Annotated in this window: 23 protein-coding genes and 4 tRNA genes; 7 read left to right on the forward strand and 20 right to left on the reverse strand. The window is 54.4% G+C overall.

Features of this window, described 5'->3' with window-relative positions; translation table 11 throughout:
* The first annotated feature begins 2 nt into the window (after nucleotides 1-2).
* Nucleotides 3-554 carry a hypothetical protein gene (locus C813_RS45090; protein WP_231942984.1) on the forward strand — a complete coding sequence of 184 codons (552 nt, stop codon included), beginning with the start codon at nucleotides 3-5 and terminating at the stop codon, nucleotides 552-554.
* Nucleotides 547-939 (forward strand): DUF2628 domain-containing protein, encoded by a 393-nt coding sequence (locus C813_RS45095; RefSeq protein WP_017459738.1) that lies wholly within the window; start codon nucleotides 547-549, stop codon nucleotides 937-939. The genes C813_RS45090 and C813_RS45095 overlap by 8 nt, the downstream gene beginning before the upstream one ends.
* 37 nt (nucleotides 940-976) lie before the next feature.
* On the opposite strand, the gene corA is transcribed toward C813_RS45095, so the two are convergent.
* From corA to lptM, 8 genes are all read right to left on the reverse strand, one after another.
* Complete coding sequence (corA, locus tag C813_RS45100; protein WP_017459737.1) at nucleotides 977-1,927, reverse strand: magnesium/cobalt transporter CorA; 951 nt, start codon at nucleotides 1,925-1,927, stop codon at nucleotides 977-979.
* A gap of 153 nt (nucleotides 1,928-2,080) precedes the next feature.
* Nucleotides 2,081-2,137 (reverse strand): YsgD/CorL family protein, encoded by a 57-nt coding sequence (gene ysgD / locus C813_RS47720; protein ID WP_353609977.1) that lies wholly within the window; start codon nucleotides 2,135-2,137, stop codon nucleotides 2,081-2,083.
* 148 nt (nucleotides 2,138-2,285) lie between these two features.
* Complete coding sequence (gene uvrD / locus C813_RS45105; protein ID WP_025263771.1) at nucleotides 2,286-4,448, reverse strand: DNA helicase II; 2,163 nt, start codon at nucleotides 4,446-4,448, stop codon at nucleotides 2,286-2,288.
* 49 nt (nucleotides 4,449-4,497) lie between these two features.
* Nucleotides 4,498-5,214 carry a 5-amino-6-(5-phospho-D-ribitylamino)uracil phosphatase YigB gene (yigB, locus tag C813_RS45110; RefSeq protein ID WP_017459735.1) on the reverse strand — a complete coding sequence of 239 codons (717 nt, stop codon included), beginning with the start codon at nucleotides 5,212-5,214 and terminating at the stop codon, nucleotides 4,498-4,500.
* A complete protein-coding gene (gene xerC / locus C813_RS45115; protein WP_017459734.1) occupies nucleotides 5,214-6,116 on the reverse strand; it encodes a tyrosine recombinase XerC in 903 nt (300 codons plus the stop codon). Before xerC ends, yigB begins: the two co-directional genes overlap by 1 nt.
* Nucleotides 6,113-6,820, reverse strand: a complete 708-nt coding sequence (locus C813_RS45120; RefSeq protein ID WP_017459733.1) for a DUF484 domain-containing protein — start codon at nucleotides 6,818-6,820, stop codon at nucleotides 6,113-6,115. Before C813_RS45120 ends, xerC begins: the two co-directional genes overlap by 4 nt.
* Entirely contained in the window at nucleotides 6,817-7,641 is an 825-nt protein-coding gene (gene dapF / locus C813_RS45125) for a diaminopimelate epimerase (RefSeq protein WP_017459732.1), read from the reverse strand. The genes C813_RS45120 and dapF overlap by 4 nt, the downstream gene beginning before the upstream one ends.
* 36 nt (nucleotides 7,642-7,677) lie before the next feature.
* On the reverse strand, nucleotides 7,678-7,881 hold the full coding sequence (gene lptM, locus C813_RS45130; RefSeq protein ID WP_017459731.1) for an LPS translocon maturation chaperone LptM: 204 nt from the start codon (nucleotides 7,879-7,881) through the stop codon (nucleotides 7,678-7,680).
* Nucleotides 7,882-8,018: 137 nt separating this feature from the next.
* Here lptM and cyaY point away from each other — a divergent pair, with 137 nt between their 5' ends.
* Nucleotides 8,019-8,339, forward strand: a complete 321-nt coding sequence (gene cyaY / locus C813_RS45135) for an iron donor protein CyaY (RefSeq protein WP_017459730.1) — start codon at nucleotides 8,019-8,021, stop codon at nucleotides 8,337-8,339.
* Between the two features lie 34 nt (nucleotides 8,340-8,373).
* Here the strand turns inward: cyaY and cyaA are convergent, their stop codons facing one another.
* A complete protein-coding gene (cyaA, locus tag C813_RS45140; protein WP_017459729.1) occupies nucleotides 8,374-10,917 on the reverse strand; it encodes a class I adenylate cyclase in 2,544 nt (847 codons plus the stop codon).
* Nucleotides 10,918-11,228: 311 nt separating this feature from the next.
* Here cyaA and hemC point away from each other — a divergent pair, with 311 nt between their 5' ends.
* The 4 genes from hemC to hemY are packed head-to-tail and all read left to right on the forward strand — an operon-like array spanning nucleotide 11,229 to nucleotide 15,312.
* A complete protein-coding gene (gene hemC, locus C813_RS45145) occupies nucleotides 11,229-12,170 on the forward strand; it encodes a hydroxymethylbilane synthase (protein WP_017459728.1) in 942 nt (313 codons plus the stop codon).
* A complete protein-coding gene (hemD, locus tag C813_RS45150) occupies nucleotides 12,167-12,907 on the forward strand; it encodes a uroporphyrinogen-III synthase (RefSeq protein WP_017459727.1) in 741 nt (246 codons plus the stop codon). Before hemC ends, hemD begins: the two co-directional genes overlap by 4 nt.
* 21 nt (nucleotides 12,908-12,928) lie before the next feature.
* Nucleotides 12,929-14,113, forward strand: coding sequence for a uroporphyrinogen-III C-methyltransferase (hemX, locus tag C813_RS45155; protein ID WP_017459726.1), 1,185 nt, complete (start codon nucleotides 12,929-12,931; stop codon nucleotides 14,111-14,113).
* Between the two features lie 2 nt (nucleotides 14,114-14,115).
* Nucleotides 14,116-15,312 (forward strand): protoheme IX biogenesis protein HemY, encoded by a 1,197-nt coding sequence (hemY, locus tag C813_RS45160; RefSeq protein WP_017459725.1) that lies wholly within the window; start codon nucleotides 14,116-14,118, stop codon nucleotides 15,310-15,312.
* Nucleotides 15,313-15,923: 611 nt separating this feature from the next.
* Here hemY and C813_RS45165 read toward each other — a convergent pair.
* From C813_RS45165 to rffC, 11 genes are all read right to left on the reverse strand, one after another.
* A tRNA-Pro gene (locus C813_RS45165) sits at nucleotides 15,924-16,000 on the reverse strand.
* Nucleotides 16,001-16,038: 38 nt separating this feature from the next.
* A tRNA-Leu gene (locus C813_RS45170) sits at nucleotides 16,039-16,123 on the reverse strand.
* A 28-nt stretch (nucleotides 16,124-16,151) separates the two neighbouring features.
* A tRNA-His gene (locus C813_RS45175) sits at nucleotides 16,152-16,227 on the reverse strand.
* Between the two features lie 69 nt (nucleotides 16,228-16,296).
* Nucleotides 16,297-16,373: transfer RNA gene (locus C813_RS45180), tRNA-Arg, on the reverse strand.
* Between the two features lie 103 nt (nucleotides 16,374-16,476).
* Complete coding sequence (gene thrP, locus C813_RS45185) at nucleotides 16,477-17,862, reverse strand: bifunctional threonine/serine APC transporter ThrP (RefSeq protein WP_017459724.1); 1,386 nt, start codon at nucleotides 17,860-17,862, stop codon at nucleotides 16,477-16,479.
* 258 nt (nucleotides 17,863-18,120) lie between these two features.
* On the reverse strand, nucleotides 18,121-18,861 hold the full coding sequence (gene wecG / locus C813_RS45190) for a lipopolysaccharide N-acetylmannosaminouronosyltransferase (protein WP_017459723.1): 741 nt from the start codon (nucleotides 18,859-18,861) through the stop codon (nucleotides 18,121-18,123).
* A gap of 13 nt (nucleotides 18,862-18,874) precedes the next feature.
* Nucleotides 18,875-20,227, reverse strand: a complete 1,353-nt coding sequence (gene wzyE, locus C813_RS45195; protein ID WP_017459722.1) for an ECA oligosaccharide polymerase — start codon at nucleotides 20,225-20,227, stop codon at nucleotides 18,875-18,877.
* Entirely contained in the window at nucleotides 20,224-21,303 is a 1,080-nt protein-coding gene (locus C813_RS45200) for a TDP-N-acetylfucosamine:lipid II N-acetylfucosaminyltransferase (protein WP_017459721.1), read from the reverse strand. Before C813_RS45200 ends, wzyE begins: the two co-directional genes overlap by 4 nt.
* Entirely contained in the window at nucleotides 21,300-22,550 is a 1,251-nt protein-coding gene (wzxE, locus tag C813_RS45205) for a lipid III flippase WzxE (protein WP_017459720.1), read from the reverse strand. The genes C813_RS45200 and wzxE overlap by 4 nt, the downstream gene beginning before the upstream one ends.
* Nucleotide 22,551: 1 nt before the next feature.
* Nucleotides 22,552-23,682, reverse strand: a complete 1,131-nt coding sequence (rffA, locus tag C813_RS45210; protein WP_017459719.1) for a dTDP-4-amino-4,6-dideoxygalactose transaminase — start codon at nucleotides 23,680-23,682, stop codon at nucleotides 22,552-22,554.
* Nucleotides 23,683-23,686: 4 nt separating this feature from the next.
* Entirely contained in the window at nucleotides 23,687-24,364 is a 678-nt protein-coding gene (rffC, locus tag C813_RS45215; RefSeq protein WP_017459718.1) for a dTDP-4-amino-4,6-dideoxy-D-galactose acyltransferase, read from the reverse strand.
* Nucleotides 24,365-24,367 lie beyond the last annotated feature (3 nt).

Genomic DNA, 24,367 nt, shown 5'->3' on the forward strand with positions numbered 1-24,367 from the left:
ACATGGGCGGGATATCCGCCCAATACCTACAAAAATTTAGAGGTAAGGATTTACTCAATCGCGTAATGCGCAATGGAATGCTATGTTTGCCCCTTCGTCATTACGTTATTCAGGATGAATCAGCGATGATCCGCAGGATTTTTTTGCCGTCGGGCAAAACGTGCCTCGCGCGTGGGCCGTATATCCTTATTTTTTTACTTCTGCATATTCTCTTTTTAGTTGTCGCCTTTAATGTGGCCGAACTGCCTGTTCTGCCGCTGGTGTGCTTTCTGCTTTACACCTATTTAAAGCTAAATATTAATGCGCAACGCTGCAGAGATAGCGGTGCAAAAGGCCGCTATGTGGTCATTTTTTCATTGCTGGTCTACCTGGCCTCGCTGGCGGTTGCCGCTACCGGTGTTGTCAGCGATGTAGAGTGCGTGAGCTTAGGTATCAGAATCTATTTCGGTTACGACGTGCTGGTATTTTTCGTCTTTATGCTCGCACCGACGCAGTTAAAGCAACAAATTAATTCGACGGACCACGTGTCTATTTCAGGAGGGGAAAATGAGTAACATCAACACTTATGATTATAAAAGCGACCATTCATTAAGCGACAAATGGAAGTATCGTTTCGCATTCTATGAGAAGAATGGCTACCCCTCTTTTTGGGGGATGAGCCCGGCATGGAAAAGCGCCTATAAAGAAATGACCTTCGGGCAGAAGATAAAAGTCTCTTTCAATTTCTTCGCCTGGTTTTTTTCTATTATCTATTTGCTGATCCTTGGTTTATGGAAGAAAGCCCTGTTAGTTTTAGTTATCAACGTTGTTGTGATCGTGGTTGCGGTTATTTTTAACATTGGCTTCCTGGGTTATATGGTCAACGCCATCATCGCCTGTCGGGCCAACATTTGGTATTACGATCTAAAAGTGAAGGGCAAACAGGACTGGAGCCTGTAATAAAAAAGGTTCAGCGTAATGCTGAACCTTTTTGTTTTTATAGCCAGTTACGGCGCTTGAAGTAGAGATAAGGCGCGAGCCCCGCGAGGATCATAAAGATAATTGCGCCAGGGTAACCAAAGCTCCAGTGCAGTTCGGGCATAAATTCAAAGTTCATGCCGTAGCTGGAAGCCACCAGCGTCGGCGGCAGGAACACGACCGATACCACCGAGAAGATCTTGATGATGCGGTTCTGCTCGATATTGATAAAACCCATCGCCGCCTGCATCAGGAAGTTCACTTTCTGGAACAATGATTCGTTGTGCGGCAGCAGGGATTCGATATCGCGCAGGATCTCGCGCGCCTGCTCAAGCTGGCCTGCCGGTAAACGCGCCTTACGCACCAGGAAGTTCAACGCGCGCTGGGTATCCATCAGACACAGGCGCACTTTCCAACCGATATCTTCCTGTTCCGCCAGCGTCGAGAGCGCGTCGTCATACTCGTCGCCCTGCTGGCCTTCCATAATGACGCGGCTCAGCTTTTCCAGATCGCTGTAAATGTTTTCGATTTCATCCGCCAGTTGCTCAATTTTGGTTTCGAACAGATCCAGCAGCAATTCATAAGCGTTACCGTCGACCATCTCCTGGCTGCGGGCGCGCATACGATACAGGCGAAACGCGGGCAGCTCGCGCTCACGTAGAGTGAACAGGCGACCTTCGCGGATGGTAAATGCGACGGTTGAGTTTCCTGCGTGATCTTCAGCATCTTCAAAAAAGAAGAAGGAGTGGATGTGCAGGCCGTCTTCGTCTTCAAAAAAACGCGCCGACGCCTCGATGTCTTCCAGTTCAGGTCGGGTGGCCAGGTTCTGGCCCAATTCCGTTTGCACGCGGGTACGTTCTTCATCGTCCGGCTCGACCAAATCAACCCAAACAGAGCTGGCGAGGTGCTTGATTTCGTCAGCCTCAAGGCGGGTTAAACGATTGTTTTCCAGTTGAAATGCGCTCAGCATAGCCGGGACTCCCAATGCAAAAAATATCGGACAGTTCGGTGGGCACACAGAGAAACAAATTGGGTTTCAGACCATTAAACAGCCTGACTCAGCGCGACGGGAATACAGCGGGTCGCTGACAACCTCTAAGGCCATCAGCATGAGGAGATAGCCTTAGGAGTTGTTCCTGAAAACCAGGAAATTGAGCCAGTATCTACTGGGTGTGTCCAAGGCGAATGTCCTCTTAGCGTGATCGTGCGCGCATGTTACGCCAGCACTCAGAAGGCGTCAACACGCAACGAAACGCTAAAGAGCAATATTTGCCCTTCAGCGTATAAGGCTAGCAGAATATTACAAAATAATGATATTTTTCTGAAAGTTACACGGTTTCGAGCTTAGCGTAAGCCGCCACCAGCCATTTGATACCTTGCCCCTGGAAAGCCACCTGTAAACGACTGTGCTCACCGCTGCCTTCCATGTTCACCACCGTGCCTTCGCCAAACTTGGCATGGCGTACGCGCTGGCCAAGTTTATAGCCGGTATCGCTTTGCGCAACCGGCGTACCCATGCGCTGATGGCTAACCGGGCGGCTGATGCTGGCGCGCAAACGCACCTCTTCCACACACGCTTCCGGCAACTCGCCAATAAAGCGCGACGGGCGGTGATACACCTCTTTGCCGTAAAGGCGGCGCGTTTCCGCATAGGTTAAGGTCAGTTTTTGCATGGCGCGCGTCACACCGACATACGCCAGGCGACGTTCCTCTTCCAGCCGCCCGCCTTCATCCAGCGACATCTGGCTGGGGAACATGCCCTCTTCCATGCCGACAATAAACACCTGCGGGAACTCCAGGCCTTTCGCCGAGTGCAGCGTCATCAACTGCACCGCATCCTGCCAGGTATCCGCCTGCCCTTCGCCCGCTTCCAGTGCGGCGTGGGAGAGAAATGCCTGCAGCGGCATTAAATCTTCGTCTTCTTCGTTGTAGCTGAACTGGCGCGTCGCGGTAACCAGTTCCTCTAAGTTCTCGATACGCGTCTGGCCCTTTTCGCCTTTTTCCTGCTCATACATCATGCGCAGGCCGGAATCGCTGATCACCCGGTCGGTTTGCACATGCAGCGGCATATCCGCCGTTTCCTGTGCCAGCGCGTCAATCAGTTCAAGGAAACGTTGCAGCGCGCTCGCCGCACGGCCCGCCAGCGCTTTCTCCTGTAACAACTCACGCGTTGCCTGCCATAACGTCAACTGGCGATCGCGCGAGGTTTGGCGCACCACGTCCAGCGTGCGATCGCCGATGCCGCGCGTTGGCGTATTCACCACGCGCTCAAAGGCGGCGTCATCATTGCGATTGGCGATCAGGCGCAGGTAGGAGAGCGCATCTTTAATTTCCTGACGTTCGAAGAATCGCATACCGCCATAAATCCGGTACGGCATACTGGCTTGCAGCAGCGCCTCTTCCAGCACGCGCGACTGGGCGTTGCTACGATAGAGAATGGCGCACTGCGAAAGCTGACCGCCGTTATCCTGCCAGGCTTTAATGCGATTCACGACATAACGCGCTTCATCCAGCTCGTTAAAGGCGCAGTAGAGTGAAATCAGCTCGCCGTCGACGCCATCGGTCCACAGTTTTTTACCCAAACGCCCGTTATTATTCTCAATCAGGGCGTTCGCCGCGCTCAGAATATTGCTGGTCGAACGGTAGTTCTGCTCCAGGCGGATCGTCTGCGCGCCAGGGAAGTCTTTCAGGAAGCGCTGGATGTTTTCCACCTGCGCACCGCGCCAGCCGTAAATGGACTGATCATCGTCGCCGACGATCATCACTTTGCCGGTATCGCCCGCAAGCAGGCGGATCCACGCGTATTGAATGTTGTTGGTATCCTGGAATTCGTCCACCAGGATATTGGTAAAGCGTTCGCGGTAGTGCTGCAAAATATGCAGCTTATTGAGCCACAACTCATGGGCGCGCAGCAGCAGTTCGGCGAAATCCACCAGCCCGGCGCGATCGCAGGCTTCCTGATAGGCCTGGTAAACTTTCTGCCAGGTTTGTTCCACCGGGTTACCGAAACTTTGAATATGGTGCGGACGAATACCTTCGTCTTTCTGGCCGTTGATGTACCACATCGCCTGACGCGGTGGCCACTGCTTCTCGTCGAGGTTCATCGCTTTGATCAAACGTTTGAGTAAACGCAGCTGATCTTCGCTGTCGAGAATCTGGAAATCCTGCGGCAGGTTGGCGTCCATATGGTGCGCGCGCAGCAAACGGTGCGCGAGGCCGTGGAAGGTGCCAACCCACATCCCGCCCTGCGAAGTGCCCATCAACTGGCCGATGCGGTGACGCATTTCCGCCGCCGCTTTGTTGGTAAAAGTCACCGCCATAATGGAGTATGGCGAGCAATTTTCCACGGTCATCAGCCAGGCGATACGGTGTACCAGCACGCGCGTCTTACCGCTTCCCGCCCCTGCCAGCACCAGCATATTGCTACGCTCAGCGGCTACGGCGTCGCGCTGTTTGTCATTGAGGCTGTCGAGCAGATAAGAAACGTCCATTGGCACCGCCGCGAAATATTACTGGGAATTTATACAGAACAGCTGGTGATTATATCAGCGTAGTGAGGGATGCCAACCGCGAAATTTCCACATGCGGCAGTAACCGGCTGTCGCTGGCTTGCAGCAGATCGGCGCCTTCCGGCTTAATCCAACAGGCCTGCATACCGCAGCGCACCGCCCCGGCGACGTCGGTGGTTAAATCATCGCCGACATGCAGGATATCGCCAATCGCCACGCCGAGACGCTCAGCTGCCAGGTGATACATATCGCTAAACGGTTTTGAACGACCGTGCGGCCCGGCACGCAACACGAATTCAAAGTAGTCGCCCAGACCGAACAACTCCGGCTGCGCGTTACCGTTGGTGATCGCCACCAACGGCCACTTTTTGGCGAGCTTCGTCAGTGTGTCGTGGGTTTCCTCCGGCACATCAATGCGGCTGCGCCATTTGGCAAAATTGACCATCGAGGCATTTGCACCGGCCGCCGCTTCTTCCGCGGTCAGGCCGGCATCCAGCATCGCGCGTTCAACGGCACGCCGGCGCCACTCGGTGACATCGTGGTAAATATCCGGTTCGGTTTCCCGCAGCGACTGGCGCAGGCGGTGGAATTCTCTGTTTTCCAGGTTGCTTAACGCTGGGTGATAACGCTGCACAAACGCCAGCGCTTCCTGTTCAGTGCGCTGGATAACCAACCGGTTGTCGTAAAGAGTGTCGTCCAGGTCAAAGGTGATCGCAGAGATCTGACCTAATGGGCGGTAAAAACGCATTATTTCCCCCGTTTGGCGCGCGGGTGCGCCGCATCGTATACCGAAGCAAGGTGTTGAAAATCAAGATGAGTATATATCTGAGTGGTGGACAGATTAGCGTGACCGAGCAGCTCCTGTACGCCGCGCAGATCGCCGCTCGATTCGAGCATATGGGTGGCGAAAGAGTGGCGCAGCTTATGGGGATGCACGTGGCTGTTCAACCCTTGCTTAATGCCCCATTCAGCGAAGCGCTTTTGTACATTGCGCGCTGAGATGCGTTTGCCGAGCTTCGACAGAAACAGCGCATCGTCTTGTGCGCCAAACAAACCGCGTAAATCAAGCCAGTGCTCAATCCAGACGACCGCGTTGCGGCCAATCGGCAAACGGCGTTCTTTACTGCCTTTGCCCAGCACCCACACTTCGCCGCTTTCCAGATCCAGATGCTTAATATCCAGATTCACCAGTTCAGACAAACGCAGACCCGCGCCATACATCACTTCAAGCATCGCGCGATCGCGCACGGCGAGCGGATCGTTAACATCGATATCCAGCAGTCGGTTAATATCATCAACATCAATATTTTTGGGCAGATGGCGCGGCGCTTTTGGCGCGGAAATGCCTTTTGCCGGGTTAGCGGACAACTCGCCCTGGCTGACCATCCAGTCAAAGAAACTGCGCAGCGCCGAGAGCCGTAGCGCCAGGCTCGCGGCACCCAGCCCTTTGCGTCGGCTGCGCACGGCAATGGTACGCACCATCGCAGCATCACATTGTTGCCAGCTTTTCAGACCCGTTTCTTCGGTCAAAGCAATAATGGCATCAAGCTGACGCTGATAATTTAAAAGCGTGATGGGGCTGAGCTGGCGTTCAACGCTAAGGTAGCGCAGAAAACGGGTGACGAATGAAAACAGCGGAGAATCGGTCATGCGCGCTCAATCCAGCGCTCCAGCAGATCCGGCAACATCTGCGCGATCTCTTCCAGCAACTGGGTGCCTTGCCCCTGTTGATAATGATGAACATCGCGGCTGCTGAACAACACAACGCCCAGCGTGCCATCTTGCCCCATCAGCGACATCGCGACAGAACCAATCGCTTTCGCATCCGGCAACAGCAACAGCAACTCCGGCCCGTTGAGCGGCCCAAGATAGTGATGCTGCTGGCCAAGACGCTGAATACGCAGCGGTTCAAACGCCTGTCTTGAGAGCGCAAGATGGGTAAACTTCGACGGCGCGCCAAGACGCCAGCGATCGGGAAACAGGCGGATAGTGGCGCCCGCCAGCCCTAAATCACGCGCCCAGCGATGAAAACGGTTGAGCAATTCATCGAGGCTCGGCGCAGACGCCAGCCGCCCCTGTAAACGCAGCAGCCGATAGAACAGGCCTTCGTTAGCGCTGGCCTGCTCCATCAACAGCGTCATGTTCTCTTCCAGCGCATTGATGTGATTGCGCGAACGCGCCATGTGCCATTCCACCAGTGAAACGGTGTCGCGCACCGCATGCGGCACGCGCATCTGTTCCACCAGCCGTGCATTGCGGATAAAGAAATCAGGGTTACGCAGCAGATAATCAACAACATCGCTGTCATCCAGCTGTGTAAAGGTGTCCTGTAGTTCTTCCCCTGGCTGCTTCATAACTGAATAAACCCGTCGTAGACATGTGCCGCCGGGCCAGTCATATACAGTGGTTGGCCCGGGCCTTTCCATGCGATATCAAGTCGACCGCCTGGTAACTCCACGCGAACATTTTCCGCCAACAAACCCTGCGAGATGCCAACAGCGACAGCCGCGCAAGCACCGCTGCCGCAGGCCTGGGTTTCCCCGGCGCCGCGCTCATAAACGCGCAGGCGAATGTTGTCCGGTTTAACGACTTGCATAAAGCCGATGTTCGCGCGTTCAGGAAAACGTTCGTGGCTTTCCAGAACCGGCCCCAGCGTTTCGACGGGGGCGGTGTTGACGTCGTCCACCTGAATCACGCAGTGCGGGTTGCCCATCGAGACAACGCCGCACAATACTGTTTGCTCTGCCGCGCGCATAATATAGGTCTTTTCCGCTTTGTTCGCGCGGAACGGCACCTGCGACGGTTCGAAGTTCGGCTCGCCCATATTCACGCGCACTAACTCATCTTCCGTTACGCTCAATACCATACGACCATTCGCCGTACTGACGCGGATATCACGTTTATTGGTCAATCCTTTCAGGCGAACAAAACGGGCGAAGCAGCGCGCGCCATTGCCGCACTGCGACACTTCGCTGCCATCGGCATTAAAAATTCGATAGTGAAAATCAAGTTCAGGATCGTAAGGAGGCTCAACCACCAGCAACTGGTCGAACCCTACGCCAAGATGGCGATCCGCCAGACGACGGATCAGCTCCGGGGAAAAAAAGACATTCTGCGTTACCGCGTCGACGACCATAAAATCGTTGCCAAGGCCATGCATTTTTGAGAACTGCATCATCTACTCCATTTGCGCGGATACAGAACGGTAACGTCAGTAATTCACCTGCGTCGGCGAGCCGTCATCACCACGATCGTTTTTATCCGGCGTGGTCGGCTGAATCGTGCTGGTTTGCGTTTTGGTTGGCGGCGGCGCGTTTTTATCGGCGGGCGGGAAGTAGAGTGGACCTTTCAGACCACAGCCCGTCAGGCTAAACAGAGTCAGCAGTACGGCCAGCGTGCGAAACACATCTTTCATTATAAGTTGCCTGTAAGTTCGTTCTTTCTGCTTTCTATCATCGCAGGAGAAGACACAAAAGCAAGAGTTTGCGCGTTTAGGGCATCGGGAAATGTTTCGCGTTATACTGCTGCCATCATAAAAAACGGGATAAGAGAATGAACGACAGTGAATTTCATCGCCTCGCAGACGGCCTGTGGCTGACCATCGAAGAACGCCTGGATGACTGGGACGGCGACAGTGATATCGACTGCGAGATCAATGGCGGTGTGCTGACCATCAGCTTTGAAAACGGAAGCAAAATCATTATTAACCGTCAGGAACCGCTACACCAGGTCTGGCTGGCAACCAAACAGGGTGGCTACCATTTTGATCTGAAAGGTGACGAATGGGTGTGCGACCGCAGCGGTGAAACATTCTGGGATCTGCTGGAACAGGCGGCAAGCCAACAGGCGGGAGAAACCGTCAGCTTCCGCTGACATTCATTGCCCGGTGAAACGCCGGGCAAATCGCTTAAGAGAAGTACTGCTGCAGCAACGGCGCGTCGTTATCCTGATTTGCCGGCGTCGCGGTGCTAATTGCCTGATTACGGAACGGAATCACCTGCGCGCGCCCTTCAACGTTCACAATCTGGTAGAACTGCGGCAAGTTAAAGTTGATAAAGCTCGAACCGTACGTAAAGCGATCGTGAGATGAAGAATAGAAACGGCTGACATCGCGCACCAGCTCTTCTTTGCTGCCTTCGCAGTGGTGATAGACTTCCGCGCGGTTGCTCTCATCTAAGATATAGATGTTAAAGCCCTCTTCGCCAGTCTCTTCAAAGAAGAATTGAATAATCCCTTCACTGGCAAAACCATCTACCACCGCAGGTAACTCAACGTGATTGGTTTCCACCTGCACCGAAAGGCCATGCAGCTTGTTGTGAGAAATCGCGCCGTAAAACTCAATCGCGTTTTCCAGCTTCTGCACGGAGACATTGAGACGTTCAAAGAACAGCCCCCAGGTTTGTCCGGCAACACGCAACGCTTTGAAACGCCCGGTTTCCTGCCGCGTGCTGGAAAGGCGCAGCTCAATACACTCCGACACCAGTTGCTGCACACGCGTACGAATAAGACCACGTAAATGCTGGCTGTAGCAGAACACTTCGACGCTATCCGGCGGCGCGGCATCCTGGTGCATTTTCCCCAGAATGGTTTTCAGCGCTTCGGTCATCGCCTGCTCGCCGTTGAAATGCAGGGTTCGCACTTCATTCCACGAGTTGCGATAGAGCAAATCGACGCTGCCAACGAGGCAGTTTTGCTGCTCACCAAAGCTGAACACATCAAGTTTGCGGAAATCAAAATGTACAACCTGGTTACGGAACGCCGCCGTTGGGTCGTATTCCAGGTTAACGATGATCGCCAGGTGACGGATTTCGCAAGGGCTGTAGAGCGCTTTTGGCGTCGGGGCGGGCAGCCGAAGCGGGAAGTGATGGGAAACATCCGCCACCATCTCCTGCAACTTCGGCAAATCAACAATACCGTTGCCTTTAATAAATAAATGAGTACGCGAAGTCAGCAGACCGTTAAACCACGCCCAGGCGACCAGTTTATTAAGGTAGCGGTTATATTCCAGCGGCTGATGGCTAACGATCGAATCCATATTTGGCGCGCGGTTGTAAAGATACCAACCCGTACGGTTAGCGCGGCCCGGCGGCACATGGATAAAGGTTAAATTCGGTTCGGAGAGATCGGGTGAAATTTGCGGGTTCACCAGCGTTACTTTACCCGGCAGCGCTTCAAACGCCGCGTACAGCTTACGGGTTAATACGCCAATATCCTGCGGGCTGGCGGAAACGCTCAAATTGTTGCGACGCGCAAAGCGAATCAGGTTGCGGTAACTCTGCATCATCGCGTCGAGCAGTTCATTGTGCGCTTCGCGAACCTGATCGATTTTCCAGTTCGCGCGGTTATCCAGCATCGTTACACGCACGTCATCCCAGCCCCACTCTTTCACCAGTTGCGAAATCACTTCACGACGCCAGCCAACGCAGGCGCGCTCGCGGCTCAGTTTTTCGCAGACTTTTAAATAGAAACATCGACGGGCGAGATCGAGACGCGCGGTGTCTTCAATCGCGATCAGGTATTCCGTCACGCGCTCCAGCATCATGCAGTAGTGATCGAGACCAAACGAGACAATCTCGCCATCGTGCAAACGCTGTTTAATATCTTTCGCCAACAGACGCGTGTTGGGGTATTCCCAGGAGTAGGCTTCCAGCAGCAGCGTTTTCAACACCGCTTTGTACGGTGAATCAATACTTTTATAGAGCTGCCACAGGCTGGCACCGAAGTACTCTTCCGCCGAAAGCGAGCTCAGGCCACCCAGATCGAGCCATTCGTTCGGCGTTAACACGCCCTGCGCATAGAGCGTCATGACGTAGTCGTCGTAATGCTCTTCTTCATCTCCCGGCACCATATTCCACAGAATACGTTTACCGGCCAGGCGCACGGCGGTACGGTAAAATTCGTCTAGCAACAAGATATGCTGCGTAGAACCGCAGTCTTCGCCACCGAGACTGCCGCTTTCATTGTGGCGGAAACGGTTTTCATCAATCAGGAAGAAGCTTACTTCAACGCCGAGCGAGGCCGCCCAGCTTTCCAGCAGGCTGCACTTACGCTGCAACAGTTGGCGCTCTTCATTATCAAGCCAGGATTGATGGCAAACCCAGATATCGAGATCCGAGGAACAGCTTTGCCCAACCGATGAGGTACTGCCCATAGAATAGACGCCGGTGATCGGCAATTCGCCTTTTGGCGAAGCCTGCGACGGCATGCCACGGTGCAGTTCAAGTTCGTTCAGGTAGTGAAGTTGGTTTTCATCAGGCGTGTAAAAGCAAATGCCCTGGGGAACGTTACCTTCAAGGTAGCCCGGCATCAGCGGATGGTGGTAATGCAACAATGTTGGCAGCAGACTGTAAACCTGCTGGAAAGCAGGCCCCATGGCAGCAAGCGCGCGATCCACACGCAATTGATTGATGGCATCCAGTCTCTGTTTCAGAGTCTCAATATAGAGGTACAAGACATATCGCCTGATGTTTACAGAAAATCCAAAATAGCCGTCACCTTTTTTCGCCCTTATCTTTATAGGGGGAGCGACGAAAAAATGGTCTAAAACGTGATCAATTTAACACCTTGCTCATTGACCGTAAAGAAAGATGCGCTACAAACCAGTGTAGCAGCAAACGCTCTCTGTAAAGTCCGAATTACAGCCCGGATGCGCCTGCATTGCAGAGGTGTCGCCTTCTCGCACCCATGCAATCCACCGCGAGCACTGACACCCTAATGCAACAATGTTAGGATGGTCAACGGACGATAAGGACGGTAACAAGCATGTTAGACAATGTTTTAAGAATTGCCACACGGCAAAGCCCTCTTGCGCTCTGGCAGGCACATTACGTTAAGGAACGCCTTGAGGCGAGCCACCCTGGGCTTACAGTTGAACTGGTGCCAATGGTCACTCGCGGAGATGTGATCCTCGATACACCGCTGGCAAAAGTGGGCGGTAAGGGCCTGTTTGTCAAAGAACTCGAACTGGCACTGCTTGAAAACCGTGCCGATATCGCTGTGCATTCAATGAAGGATGTACCGGTCGATTTCCCGCAAGGGCTTGGCCTGGTGACCATTTGTGAGCGCGACGATCCACGCGATGCTTTTGTATCAAATCGCTATACCTCGCTGGACGAATTGCCCGCTGGCAGCATTGTCGGCACATCCAGCTTGCGCCGCCAGTGTCAGTTGGCAGAGCATCGCCCGGATCTGGTGATCCGCTCCCTGCGCGGGAATGTTGGTACGCGCCTTAGCAAGCTGGATAACGGTGACTACGACGCGATTATTCTCGCCGTCGCCGGTCTTAACCGCCTTGGATTAAATTCCCGTGTACGCACCGCGCTGCCACCGGAAACCTCGCTGCCAGCAGTCGGTCAGGGCGCAGTAGGTGTTGAGTGTCGCCTGGATGATACGCGTACGCGCGCCCTGCTCGCGCCGCTCAACCACGACGACACCGCCGTTCGCGTGAAAGCCGAACGCGCGATGAATACCCGTCTTGAAGGCGGCTGCCAGGTGCCAATTGGCAGCTATGCTGAACTGATTGATGGCGGGATCTGGCTGCGCGGGCTGGTTGGCGCGCCAGACGGTTCCATTATGGTACGCGGCGAACGTCGCGGCCGCCTGGAGGATGCCGAACAGCTTGGCATCTCACTGGCGGAAGAGTTACTCGATAATGGCGCACGCGCCATTCTGGCCGAAATTTATAACGGAGACGCCCCCGCATGAGCATTCTGGTCACCCGCCCGTCCCCCGCAGGGGAAGAATTAGTGAGCCGACTGCGCACACTGGGGCTGGAGGCCTGGAGCTTTCCGTTGATCGAATTTACACCGGGTCGGGAGTTGAATTCGCTCCCCGCCCGGCTTGCCGCCTTAACCGCAGACGACATGGTGTTTACGCTGTCGCAACATGCCGTTTCATTCGCTCACGCGCACCTGCAACAACAAGGTCTGCGCTTTCCGGGCGAACCGCACTATTTCGCGATTGGCCGCACCACCGCGTTGGCACTGCATACCGTCAGCGGAATTGACGTGCGCTATCCCTTCGATCGGGAAATCAGCGAAGTGTTGCTACAATTACCTGAATTACAAAGTGTTCAGGGCAAGCATGCGCTAATCTTACGAGGTAACGGCGGGCGCGAAGTGCTGGCGGAAACGCTGGCGGCGCGCGGTGCCGACGTTGAGTTTTGCGAGTGCTATCAACGCAGCGCGAAATATTATGACGGCGCGGAAGAAGCGATGCGCTGGCACACACGCGGCGTGACCACGCTTGTGGTCACCAGCGGCGAAATGATGCAACAACTGTATTCACTTATTCCTCCCTGGTATCGGGAGAACTGGTTACTTCGCTGCCGCCTGGTCGTGGTAAGCGAACGTCTGGCGCACCTCGCCCGGGATCTGGGCTGGCAGGATATTCAGGTCGCTGACAATGCCGACAACGATGCGCTGCTTCGCGCATTACAATAACTCTCATAATGGGAAGCCATAATGACGGAACAACAACACTCCTCCGCTGAGGTTGAAGAGACCAAAGCGGCTGACGGCGCAACGCCGCCGCCGGAGAAAGCAGAGAAAAACGCACGCGCTAACAGGACCAGCCTTGCACTCAGCGCGATCGCCATCGCGATTGCACTGGTATCTGGCGCAGGGCTTTATGGCTGGGTGAAACAGCAGACCGCAACCCTGAACAACAACAATGGCGAACTCGCCGACCAGGTTATTGCCCTGCAACAATCGCAGGATAAGCAGCGTGCGGAGCTTGAAGGCGTAATCAAGCAGCAATCCAGCGAGCTTGCAGCGGCCAAACACCAGAACGACGTGCTGGCAAAAGAGCTGAATGACGTACAGCAGAAAGTGGCGACCATTTCCAGTTCCGACGCCAAAACCTGGCAGCTGGCCCAAGCTGATTTCCTGGTGAAACTGGCCGGTCGCAAATTGTGGAGCGATCAGGATGTCACCACCGCGGCGGCACTGCTGAAAAGCGCCGATGCCAGCCTCGCGGATATGAACGATCCGAGTCTTATCAACGCCCGCCGCGCGATTACTGACGATATCGCCAGTCTTTCCACTATCACTCAGGTGGATTACGACGGCGCCATTCTGAAGTTAAATCAGCTTTCCAACCAGATTGATAACCTGCGTCTGGCGGACAATAACGATGACGACTCCCCGATGGACGCTGACAGCAGCGAGATGTCCGGCTCGATCAGCGAATGGCGGGTAAACCTGCAAAAAAGCTGGCAGAACTTTATGGACAGCTTTATTACCATTCGTCGCCGTGATGAAACAGCCGTGCCGCTGCTCGCACCGAATCAGGATATCTATCTGCGTGAGAACATCCGTTCGCGCCTGCTGGTTGCCGCGCAGGCCGTTCCGCGCCACCAGGAAGAGACTTACAAGCAAGCGCTGGATAACGTCTCCACCTGGGTGCGGGCCTACTACGATACCGATGACGCCGCGACCAAAGCGTTTCTTGAGGAAGTGGACAAGCTGAGTCAGCAAACCATTGCTATGGATTTGCCGGAATCACTGCAAAGCCAGCCGATTCTGGAAAAACTGATGCAGACACGCGTGCGCAATCTGATGGCCCAGCCAGCGCCAGCCGCTCCTACTGAACAGCCACCTGCACCTGCACCTGCCGCGCCTGCAGCCCCTACAGCGCAAGGAGAGTAACCATGTTAAAAGTGTTATTGCTCTTTGCACTGTTGATCGCCGGGATCGTGCTTGGCCCTATGCTTGCCGGGCACCAGGGGTACGTGCTGATCCAGACCGACAACTACAACATTGAAACCAGCGTTACCGGGTTGGTCATTATTCTGGCGCTGGCGTTAGTGGTTATCTTCGCTCTCGAGTGGGTGCTGCGCCGCATTTTCCGTACCGGCTCGCATACGCGTGGCTGGTTCGTCGGTCGCAAACGCCGTCGCGCCCGTAAACAGACTGAGCAGGCGCTGCTGAAACTGGCGGAAGGCGATTATCAGCAGGTTGAAAAGCTGATGTCGAAGAATGCCGATCACGCTGAGCAACCGGTGGTTAACTATCTTCTGGCGGCAGAAGCGGCACAGCAGCGCGGCGATGAAGTCCGCGCGAATCAGCATCTGGAACGCGCCGCAGAGCTGGCGGAAAACGATCCGATTCCGGTAGAAATCACCCGGGTGCGTCTGCAACTGGCGCGCAACGAAAATCATGCCGCACGTCATGGCGTGGATAAGTTACTGGAAATCACTCCTCGCCATCCCGAAGTGCTGCGTCTGGCGGAGCAGGCTTATATTCGCACCGGCGCGTGGACGTCGCTGGTAGATATCATTCCGTCGATGGCGAAAGCCAACGTTGGCGACGATGAACACCGCGATCTTCTCCAGCAACAGGCGTGGATCGGCATGATGGATCAAGCGCGTGCCGATCAAGGCAGCGAGGGGCTGAAAACCTGGTGGAAAAACCAGAGCCGCAAAACCCGCCAGCAGGTGGTGTTGCAGGTGGCCATGGCCGAGCACTTAATTGAGTGCGACGATCACGATACCGCACAGGAGATCGTGCTTGATGGCCTGAAGCGACAATACGACGATCGCCTGGTACTGGTCATTCCTCGCCTGAAAACCAATAACCCGGAGCAGATCGAAAAAGTCCTGCGCCAGCAAATCAAAACGCAGGGCGATCGCCCATTGCTGTGGAGTACGCTGGGGCAATCGTTGATGAAGCACGGTGAATGGCAGGAAGCCTGCCTTGCGTTTCGTGCCGCGTTAAAACAGCGCGCGGACGCGTTTGATTATGCCTGGCTCGCCGACTGTCTCGATCGCCTGCATCAACCGGAAGAAGCCGCCACCATGCGCCGTGACGGTTTGTTACTGACGCTGCAAAATAACCCGCCTCACTAATACACATTGACTCGAGTTGCAGAAAAGCCAAAGCACCTGCAACTCGAAGCATGGAGTGTTACGACATAAAAAAACGCCTGCCGGAATACTCGGGCAGGCGTTAAAACAGGTCTTTGACAACTAAATGGGTGCTTCACTCAACGTTATGTCCATGGTGTTTGATGAGGCCGAAGCGACATCTGTCTGTGGACGATAAGCACCGTAAACGGCTCTGCATCATTCCTGAGTTTATGAGGCCTGAAGGCGAACATAAGAGATGGAATGAGCATCTACACGGAGATTATTGCACATACCGTGCCACAATTGCATTAACTAATGTTACCGAGCGCAAAATTTTAAAATACCAGCAAATTCAGCGTTTCTTACCCCGCAATCACGCCTTAGCCATCTTTCCCAAAAGGCCGATGTGTCGCTAGCTGACGACACATAGCAGGCTAATTATGCTAGTTATTTAAAATCAGTAAGTTAAATGTCACCGTTAAGCGACACAGCGGGTACATATTGTCGCTCAGAAGCAACACAGGCAAAAAGGACGATGGAAAGGCGCGAAATGCAGAAGAAGTGGCAGGAAAGACAAAAACAAAAAACCCCGCTTACGCGGGGTTCAAAATTGGTCGGCGAGAGAGGATTCGAACCTCCGACCCACTGGTCCCAAACCAGTTGCGCTACCAAGCTGCGCTACTCGCCGTTTTACTGCTTTTTGAATTTTTCGTTCAATCTAAGTTGTGGTGCGAGGGGGGGACTCGAACCCCCACATCCTAAGGACACTAACACCTGAAGCTAGCGCGTCTACCAATTCCGCCACCTTCGCATTCCACGAAACTTGTACTGCAAAATAATGGGGTGGCTAATGGGACTCGAACCCACGACAACTGGAATCACAATCCAGGGCTCTACCAACTGAGCTATAGCCACCACTGTAAATCTTTTCACGCGGTATCGTGATATTTCACGAACCACCGCAGCTCAAGCGCCGGGTTTAAATGGCGCGCCCGACAGGATTCGAACCTGAGACCTCTGCCTCCGGAGGGCAGCGCTCTATCCAGCTGAGCTACGGGCGCGTAGCGCCGTTGCGGGGGTGGATAGTACGGACTTCGGGCGCGGCTGTCTAGTGCTTTTTTTAAAGAAAATGCGCGTTTGGTTATGCTTTGCGCATTTTGCCTCTTATTCACCCACCCGTTGCGTAACAGCATGCCGATGGAAGCCAAATACCTTATACGCCACCGTTACCGCAGCGAGGAAGATAATACCGACAAACAGCGACATACGCGTGTCATCGTTGAAGCCCATCCCCACCAGCACGCAAATCAGAAATGCCATGGTTAACCAGTTTGCCCACGGGAACAGCATCGAGCGGAACGGATGGCTGGCAATCGCTTCTTTGTGCGCCTTACGAAAACGCAGTTGGCTTATCAAAATCACGAACCACGGCACCATACCTGGCAATACGCTGGCGCTGTAGACGTAAACAAACACGCGTTGTGGGTTCGGAATCACGTAATTCAGGCAGGAGCCGACCAGCAGGATAATGATGGAAATGGTCACGCCCATCGCCGGAACACCGCTTTTGGACACTTTAGCCACCGCAGCCGGCAACTGGCGGTTCTTCGCCAACGCGTAAAGCATACGTCCACAGCTATACATACCGCTGTTACAACCGGACAACGCCGCCGTCAGCACGACAAAGTTAATGATACCGGCCGCCGCCGTGATACCGATTTTGGCAAAAGTCAGCACGAACGGGCTGCCATTGGTGCCAATTTCATTCCACGGGAAGATGGTGACAATGACAAAAATGGCGCCCACATAGAAAATCAGAATGCGCCACAGCACCTTGCTGACCGCGCTACGCAGCGTCACTTGCGGGTTTTTCGCTTCACCTGCGGTGATACCAATCAACTCGACACCCTGATAAGAGGCGACAACGATACAAAGCGCGGTTAAAAAGCCTTTCCAGCCGCCGGCAAAGAAACCGCCATGTTCGGTCAGGTTGCCAAAACCGATAGAGTGACCGCCATTACCAAAGCCGAAGAAAATCACGCCCAGGCCCACAACAATCATTACGATAATGGTGGTGACTTTGATCATCGCAAACCAGAATTCAATTTCACCATACAAACGCACCGCGGCCAGGTTGGCCAGGGCGACCAGCCCCACCGCAATCAGCGCGGGTATCCACTGCGCAAGATCCGGGAACCAGAACTGGACATACACGCCAATCGCGGTGATTTCCGAGATGCCAACCGCCATCCACATAAACCAGTAGGACCAGGCGGTGAGATAGCCAAAAAACGGGCTCATATAGCGATGCGCATAAACCGCGAAGGACCCGGCGACCGGCTCCAGAAACAGCATCTCGCCCATTGAGCGCATAATAAAAAAGACGAAAATCCCGGCAATAATATACGCCAGCAATACCGACGGACCAGCCCATTTCAGCGTACTGGCAGCCCCCATAAACAGGCCCACGCCTATGGTGCCCCCGAGGGCAATTAATTCGATGTGACGAGACTCCAGACCACGCTGAAGCTCTGGTTTGTTTTCGGCCATAAATCCTCTGTTGTGTTTGCTTCTTTCTTTGCCCGCTCTGCGGGTTATTGTTATGAGTTTTCCCTCAGCTCATAACAGGCCATGCTGCACCGACCCGGAAATGGTTGGCGCAAAAAACACCACGGCACTGCAATGAGTGAGCGAATGGTTTCTTAAAATGAGGGAAATGGCAAACGATGTATAAAAAAAACAGGCGCCATGCACAATAAAACAGCAACTGGAAGGAAAAAGGCAGCGTATTACGCCGCCGGGAGAGTGTCAGAGTTTTCCGCTATAGTGCCAGCGCAGATAACGCAGCAAACGTAACTGGCGTTTCAGCCGCGTCGGTTGCGACAATAAGCGATACAGCCACTCCAGCCCTAATTTCTGCCAGAGCGCCGGCGCGCGTTTCACATGCCCGGTAAAGACATCGTAAGTGCCCCCCACGCCCATATAGAGCGCATCCGGCCAAACAGCACGGCAATCACGCATAAAAATCTCTTGTTTTGGCGAGCCCATAGCGACGGTGACGATTTTCGCCCCGCTATCGCGGATCCGCTCAAACAGCGCTTGCCGCTGCGCCGGGCTGAAATAACCATCCTGGCTCCCGACGACATTCACCTGCCATTGCGTGCGCAGTTTCTGCTCTGTTTGCGCCAGCACTTCGGGTTTTCCACCGACCAGAAACACCGGCGTGCCCGTTTTTCCTGCCCGCTCCATCAGTTGTTCCCAGAGATCGGCCCCCGCCACGCGAGAAACCTGTGCCTGCGGAAATTTCTTGCGCAGCGATCGCACGACGCTAATGCCATCGGCGTACTTATATTCCGCCGCCTCAATCAACGCACGAACTTGCGCGTCATCTTCCAGCGTCAGCATTTTCTCGGCGTTGATCGCCACCAGCGTCCCCTGTTTGATTTGCCCATCCGCACAGAGAAAATCCAGCGCGTGTTGCATATCGCGCCAGCCGACCAGTTTCAGACCGCGCAGGTCATACAGCGGCGCTGCCGTCTTATCCGTCATGTTAAATCCTTTTTCACATCTGGGAGAGGGGTTTCACTACGCGCGTATCGCGACGATGTATAAGCCCTGCACTGTCAAACAGCCAGTAGAGCAGTTTCGCTATTAGCAGGCAGAAGCCGAAAATGACAAGGAAAAAGACAACCCGCGAGGTAAACGCATCCAGCCCTTCGCGCGCCAGCACAATCATGTTGAAAATAGCGCCAAAGCAGAAGCTATGAAGAATCGCGGCTTTATAGCGGTTGGTTTCCCGGTTTCCTAAAGTATATAACCAGTCGAACCATTTAATGATCAGGCCCACCACCACCGCGCCCAGCGGGATAAACCACGCGCCGCCCATCACCACTAACGAACCAATCAGCGTGGGCGAAATCGCCAGCCCGGAGTGGTTGTTGAGCACTTCCCAGGTGAAGTAGTTCGCCGTGTTGAGCACAATGCCTGGCCGCGAAGGCCATAACCAGGAAGGAATAAACACATAGAAGTCGCGCACAATTGGCGCCAGTCCCTGAAAATCAATCTTGTCGTAGTTTTGCAACAGCAGCGACAAGTTTTCCCACGGCGAGAAGGTATCGCGCGTCAGGTATAAAAAGGTGTAAAACGCCTCGTCGCCGCTGACATTTAAGCCATAGCGTTTTAGCGCCAGCCAGAACATACCGACAATCCCCAGTACGCCCGCTGCCGCCAGCATCCAGAGCGAAATCCAGCCGCGAATAATGCCGATAAACAGGAAAATCGCGAACGCGATAATGATATTGGCTCGCGTACCGCCAACAATCATGTAGGTCAGCAGACCAAACGCCACGGTGCTGACCAAAAAGAACAGCCATGCCTGTGCGCTCTGACGCAGAAAGTAGACCACCAGCATCGCCGGAATAAAGAAGTAGAAGAAACGTTTTAACGCGACGCCGGAAACTTCGCTGGAGAAGATCTGGCTATAGGAGTGCAAGCGGAATAACAGAAAGCCGTTGTGCATGAAGAAGATCCCCACACTCACCAGCGCGATGATCATCAGCATCACCCATGTCAGATGCGCTTCCACCCGGTTAATGGTGAACAGCGGGCGACGTGTCGCCTGTTCGGCTTTCGCTCGCAGCCGCGTTTTATAGGTGACGTAATAGATGCCATAGAAACACGCCGCCGCCAGCAATGACTGCATCATAATTCCCGGCGGTGCCACGGCGACGTTAAAGCGGAACACCAGCACGCACGTCAGCGGAAAACCGAAGAAAAAGGTCAGCAGAAACAGCAGTGAAAAGAAAACGTTAAAGTTAAAACGCACACGGCGGAATTCAAACCAGGTCAGCGTGGCGATAAAGAGTGTCGCCAACAGCCAGATGATAAACAGTCCGCAAAACTCAAGTGGGCTCATCCGACGATCCCCGCAGCCATACGCAGTGTTTTATGCCAAAGCGTAATGTAATTCGGGCTAAAGAACGTAATGGCATTCTTATCCACGGCTACCAGTTGTCGCCGGGCTTCGCGGATCACCGATTCGCTTAGCGCATCGCTGGTAAACAACACCGGAATATCTTCTGCCACCATATCGCGCCAGAACGGATTTTCCCGATTCAGTACGCAGGGAACGCCAGCCTGAATCAGTAAGCAAAGCGTGCCGATCCCCTGCTGACGGGCGAAAATAAAGTAACCTAAATCGCATTGCGCCAGCAGTGCCAGATAAGCGTCAAAGTCCATTTTTTCGCTCAGAATACACAAGTTTTCTGCGCTAAATAGCGCCAGACCAGCGTTGCGAACCGCTGCTATATAGCTGTCGTTATTCGCCGGGTAACCCATCGGCACAATGATATTGACCGTGTCGCCAAACTGGCGGTGAATCGCGCGCAATGCAGCAATGTGCTCATTGCTCGGGTCGCCGGAGTTACCCACCAGAATCGTCAGTTTGCCTTCCCGTTGCAGCTCGTGCGCCATGGTATTCAGCGCCGGATCCATACGCGTAGGAAAATAGAGCAGCTCACCGCGCACAGCAGGGTTACGTTGCCCGAACCAGGCCAGATCGCCACGGGTAGCAAAAATGCAGCCCACCCGGCGTTGCGCTAAACGACGCAGCGGATAAAAAAGACGGAATTTGAGGCTGCGCGACACTTCATACAGATCGGCGCCCCAGGCATGCCAGTAGAACTGTTCGCGCTTGATAGCGCCGCGCAATAACGCCAGCCACAGGCCGAAGTTGAACTGACCGTGAAAGAAGAAGCGTTGCTGACGATCGGCCTTTGCGCGCACGACAACGGCCTTTGCCAGCGCGTTTTTATCGCCATAGAAGTGCAGCGTTAATTCCGGATACGCCGCGCGTTGCCCTTCGTCGCAGCCAACCACCATAAATTCACGGGCATACTCACCCGAGGCCGCAAGGTTTTCGTTAAAAAACCGCAGAACAGTCTGGTTATGGTGTGGGATATCCGAACCCAATACGTGAATCAGTGCAGTCATGCCTTCTTACGCCAAATCAAAAAAGCGCCGCAGCAAGCGGCAAAATAAAAAATGTAAGTCGCCATATAGGCTTGCGCCGCGCCGATGGCGCCATGTGCCGGGATAAGCACGCGTGAAAACAGCGTTAACAGCGCGAACTGGCTCACTTCAGCCAGAATATAAAAGCGCAGCGACGCTTTGGCGATCACCAAATAACCAAATACGTAAGCGCCCACTTTCAATACATCCCCGACCAGTTGCCAGGCGAACAGATCGCGCATCGCTGTGAACTTGTCGGAAAATAGCAGCCAAATCGCCACATCGCGCAGCAGCCAGACGCAAAGGCTCACTGCCGCTACCGCCGGTAACACAAAACGCAGCGATTTAACGATTTCGCGCGAGATCTCTGCTTTTGTCGTCAGTCTGGACAATGTTGGCAACAGATAAACGCTGAACGAGGCGGTGATAAATTGCAGATAAGCATCGGAGATACTGCTGACCCCTTGCCAGATCCCCACATCATCCCAGCTGTAGTGCGCGGCCAGTTGGTTTCGCATCATCACGTAGGCCAGTGGCAGGGTCGCTGAGGTGATCAGCGCCATTAGCGTAAATTTGCTTAACTGCCCCGCTAATCCGTTGTCCCATCGCGGCGCAAAGTACGCCAGCGGAACACTGCCACGCCGCATCAGCATGAACATTGCCGGGATAACCACCAGCGCCGGAACCAGCGCCATTCCCAGCAACGCGCCCTGATAGCCACCCAGTTTGAAACAGAGAAACCACGCCAGCACGCCGATCACGCTACCGATAATCAGCGACAGCGCGTTACTTGCTGCGTCGCGAAACCCTTTCATTACCGCCAGCAGCAGGTTGGCCCATGCAATGCCCATCTGCACCAGCGCCACCAGGCGCACCAGCCCTTGATAATCCCTATGACCAAATAATCCCTGGCTGATTGGTGCCGCCGCCAGCAGGAAAATCAGCGCCAGCAGCGTCGAAAAGCCCAGCACCATCGCAGACGACGTGCCCACAGCAATGCGCAAGCGAGCCGGATCGTCATGGTATTGCGCGACAAATTTCGTTACGCCGTTAAAAATCCCGGCACCTGCCAACACACCCAGCACGGTGATAAGCTGGCGGAAATTCCCCGCCTGCCCGACACCTGATGGTCCAAACGCCACCGCAAGCAATTTGACCACCAGCAAGCCCGCGCCAATCTTGACCAGCGTGCTGGCGGCCGTCCATATTGATGCTTTTGCCAGCGACATGTCAGTTGAAGTAGCTCAGAAGCGTGCTGATAACGGTGCGCTGATTAACCGGTGCCAGGTTGTAGAACAGCGGCAGACGAAGCAAACGCTCACTTTCTTGCGTGGTGTAACGATCTTCGCCGTGGAATTCACCGAATTTTTCACCGGCCGGTGAAGCATGCAGCGGGATATAGTGGAACACCGCGAGGATTTCCGATTCTTTCAGAAAGGAAATCAGGGCACTACGGTCGGCTTCATCGCGCAGCTTGATATAAAACATATGCGCATTATGGCTACACTCCGCAGGGATCGAGGGCAGCTCAATACGACCCGCGCGCGCCAGCGGCTTTAATGCGTCGTAATAGGTTTGCCATAGCGCCAGGCGCTGCTGATTAATGCGTTCTGCCGCTTCCAGTTGCGCCCATAAATAGGCCGCCTGGAGATCCGCCATCAGATAGCTGGAACCGATATCCCGCCAGGTGTATTTATCTACCTGCCCACGGAAAAACTGGCTGCGGTTAGTGCCTTTCTCACGAATGACCTCTGCCCGCTCTACCAGCGCGCGATCGTTAATCAGCGTCGCGCCACCTTCGCCGCCGGCGGTGTAGTTTTTGGTTTCATGGAAACTAAAGCAACCAATATGGCCGATGGTGCCCAGCGCCCGCCCTTTATAGGTCGACATCACGCCCTGTGCGGCATCTTCCACCACGTACAAATTATGGTGTTTGGCAATCGCCATAATGGTATCCATTTCGCAGGCGACACCCGCGTAATGCACCGGCACAATGGCGCGAGTATTTTCGGTGATGGCGGCTTCGATCAGCGTTTCATCAATGTTCATGGTATCCGGGCGGATATCAACAAAGACGATTTTCGCACCACGCAGGACAAACGCGTTGGCAGTTGAAACGAAGGTGTAGCTCGGCATGATCACTTCATCACCGGGCTGGATATCCAGCAGTAGCGCGGCCATCTCCAGCGATGCCGTGCAGGAAGGTGTCAGCAAGACTTTCGCGCTGCGAAAACGCTGCTCCATCCATTGTTGACAACGGCGGGTAAAACCGCCATCGCCGCACAATTTACCGCTGCCCATCGCCGACTGCATGTAGTCGAGTTCCGTTCCCACCACCGGTGGAGCGTTAAAGGGGATCATAGAGTCACCTGTATAGCCACAAGGCGGTGCTTTCAATATTCGCCCCGCTCTGAATATAGCGTTTAAGTGCGGCAGTGTTCCCAAGCTGAGTCGCTACCCGCACACGTTTTAGCTCGCGCTGGCGCGCCCAATGACACGCCGCCTGCATTAATTTTTCGCCCATACCGCGCCCGGCCAGCAGACCAATACGGGCTTCCTGTTCGTTGAGCTGTCGCAGCGAAACAAAGCCTTTGATAGCACCCTGCGCATTACGAAAGACCAGACATTGATGGTCGAACTCGCCTTTTACCGCGTTTTCAATCCATTGTGCATAAAAACGTCCGCTCGCTTCAGCTGGATACCAGGGGGCGCGGAACCGGCTCTGCACAAAGATTTCGGCAGCCATCTGACGTAGCACAGGGATATCCGCAAGCGTTGCCACATCAGCCGCCGGATCGATGCCCTGTTCCTCTACCGCCAGCGAGAGGTCAATCTCGCCTTCAACCAGTTGAAAACCGAGCTGCTGCAACGCATCCAACGTCTCGGGCTGCGATGCCGGTAGTTTCACCTGCACACGCGCCCAATTAGCAAAATCTGCGTTGGTCAACGCAGGCGCAGAGGGTTGCAGGCGAACAATCGCGCTACGCAAGCTAAAAAAGCGGCTTTCCCATGCCAGTTCTTCTACCGTGCCGTGAATGGTCATGCT

It is taken from the genome of Kosakonia sacchari SP1 (genome assembly GCF_000300455.3).
In the GTDB taxonomy this organism is placed as follows: domain Bacteria; phylum Pseudomonadota; class Gammaproteobacteria; order Enterobacterales; family Enterobacteriaceae; genus Kosakonia; species Kosakonia sacchari.

Bases quoted from the DNA above. Each gene is read 5' to 3' on its own strand.
- C813_RS45090 (WP_231942984.1), top strand. From the start codon at position 3: ATGGGCGGGATATCCGCCCAATACCTACAAAAATTTAGAGGTAAGGAT.
- C813_RS45095 (WP_017459738.1), top strand. From the start codon at position 547: ATGAGTAACATCAACACTTATGATTATAAAAGCGACCATTCATTAAGC.
- corA (WP_017459737.1), bottom strand. From the start codon at position 1,927: ATGCTGAGCGCATTTCAACTGGAAAACAATCGTTTAACCCGCCTTGAG.
- uvrD (WP_025263771.1), bottom strand. From the start codon at position 4,448: ATGGACGTTTCTTATCTGCTCGACAGCCTCAATGACAAACAGCGCGAC.
- yigB (WP_017459735.1), bottom strand. From the start codon at position 5,214: ATGCGTTTTTACCGCCCATTAGGTCAGATCTCTGCGATCACCTTTGAC.
- xerC (WP_017459734.1), bottom strand. From the start codon at position 6,116: ATGACCGATTCTCCGCTGTTTTCATTCGTCACCCGTTTTCTGCGCTAC.
- C813_RS45120 (WP_017459733.1), bottom strand. From the start codon at position 6,820: ATGAAGCAGCCAGGGGAAGAACTACAGGACACCTTTACACAGCTGGAT.
- dapF (WP_017459732.1), bottom strand. From the start codon at position 7,641: ATGCAGTTCTCAAAAATGCATGGCCTTGGCAACGATTTTATGGTCGTC.
- lptM (WP_017459731.1), bottom strand. From the start codon at position 7,881: ATGAAAGATGTGTTTCGCACGCTGGCCGTACTGCTGACTCTGTTTAGC.
- cyaY (WP_017459730.1), top strand. From the start codon at position 8,019: ATGAACGACAGTGAATTTCATCGCCTCGCAGACGGCCTGTGGCTGACC.
- hemC (WP_017459728.1), top strand. From the start codon at position 11,229: ATGTTAGACAATGTTTTAAGAATTGCCACACGGCAAAGCCCTCTTGCG.
- hemD (WP_017459727.1), top strand. From the start codon at position 12,167: ATGAGCATTCTGGTCACCCGCCCGTCCCCCGCAGGGGAAGAATTAGTG.
- hemX (WP_017459726.1), top strand. From the start codon at position 12,929: ATGACGGAACAACAACACTCCTCCGCTGAGGTTGAAGAGACCAAAGCG.
- hemY (WP_017459725.1), top strand. From the start codon at position 14,116: ATGTTAAAAGTGTTATTGCTCTTTGCACTGTTGATCGCCGGGATCGTG.
- thrP (WP_017459724.1), bottom strand. From the start codon at position 17,862: ATGGCCGAAAACAAACCAGAGCTTCAGCGTGGTCTGGAGTCTCGTCAC.
- wecG (WP_017459723.1), bottom strand. From the start codon at position 18,861: ATGACGGATAAGACGGCAGCGCCGCTGTATGACCTGCGCGGTCTGAAA.
- wzyE (WP_017459722.1), bottom strand. From the start codon at position 20,227: ATGAGCCCACTTGAGTTTTGCGGACTGTTTATCATCTGGCTGTTGGCG.
- C813_RS45200 (WP_017459721.1), bottom strand. From the start codon at position 21,303: ATGACTGCACTGATTCACGTATTGGGTTCGGATATCCCACACCATAAC.
- wzxE (WP_017459720.1), bottom strand. From the start codon at position 22,550: ATGTCGCTGGCAAAAGCATCAATATGGACGGCCGCCAGCACGCTGGTC.
- rffA (WP_017459719.1), bottom strand. From the start codon at position 23,682: ATGATCCCCTTTAACGCTCCACCGGTGGTGGGAACGGAACTCGACTAC.
- rffC (WP_017459718.1), bottom strand. From the start codon at position 24,364: ATGACCATTCACGGCACGGTAGAAGAACTGGCATGGGAAAGCCGCTTT.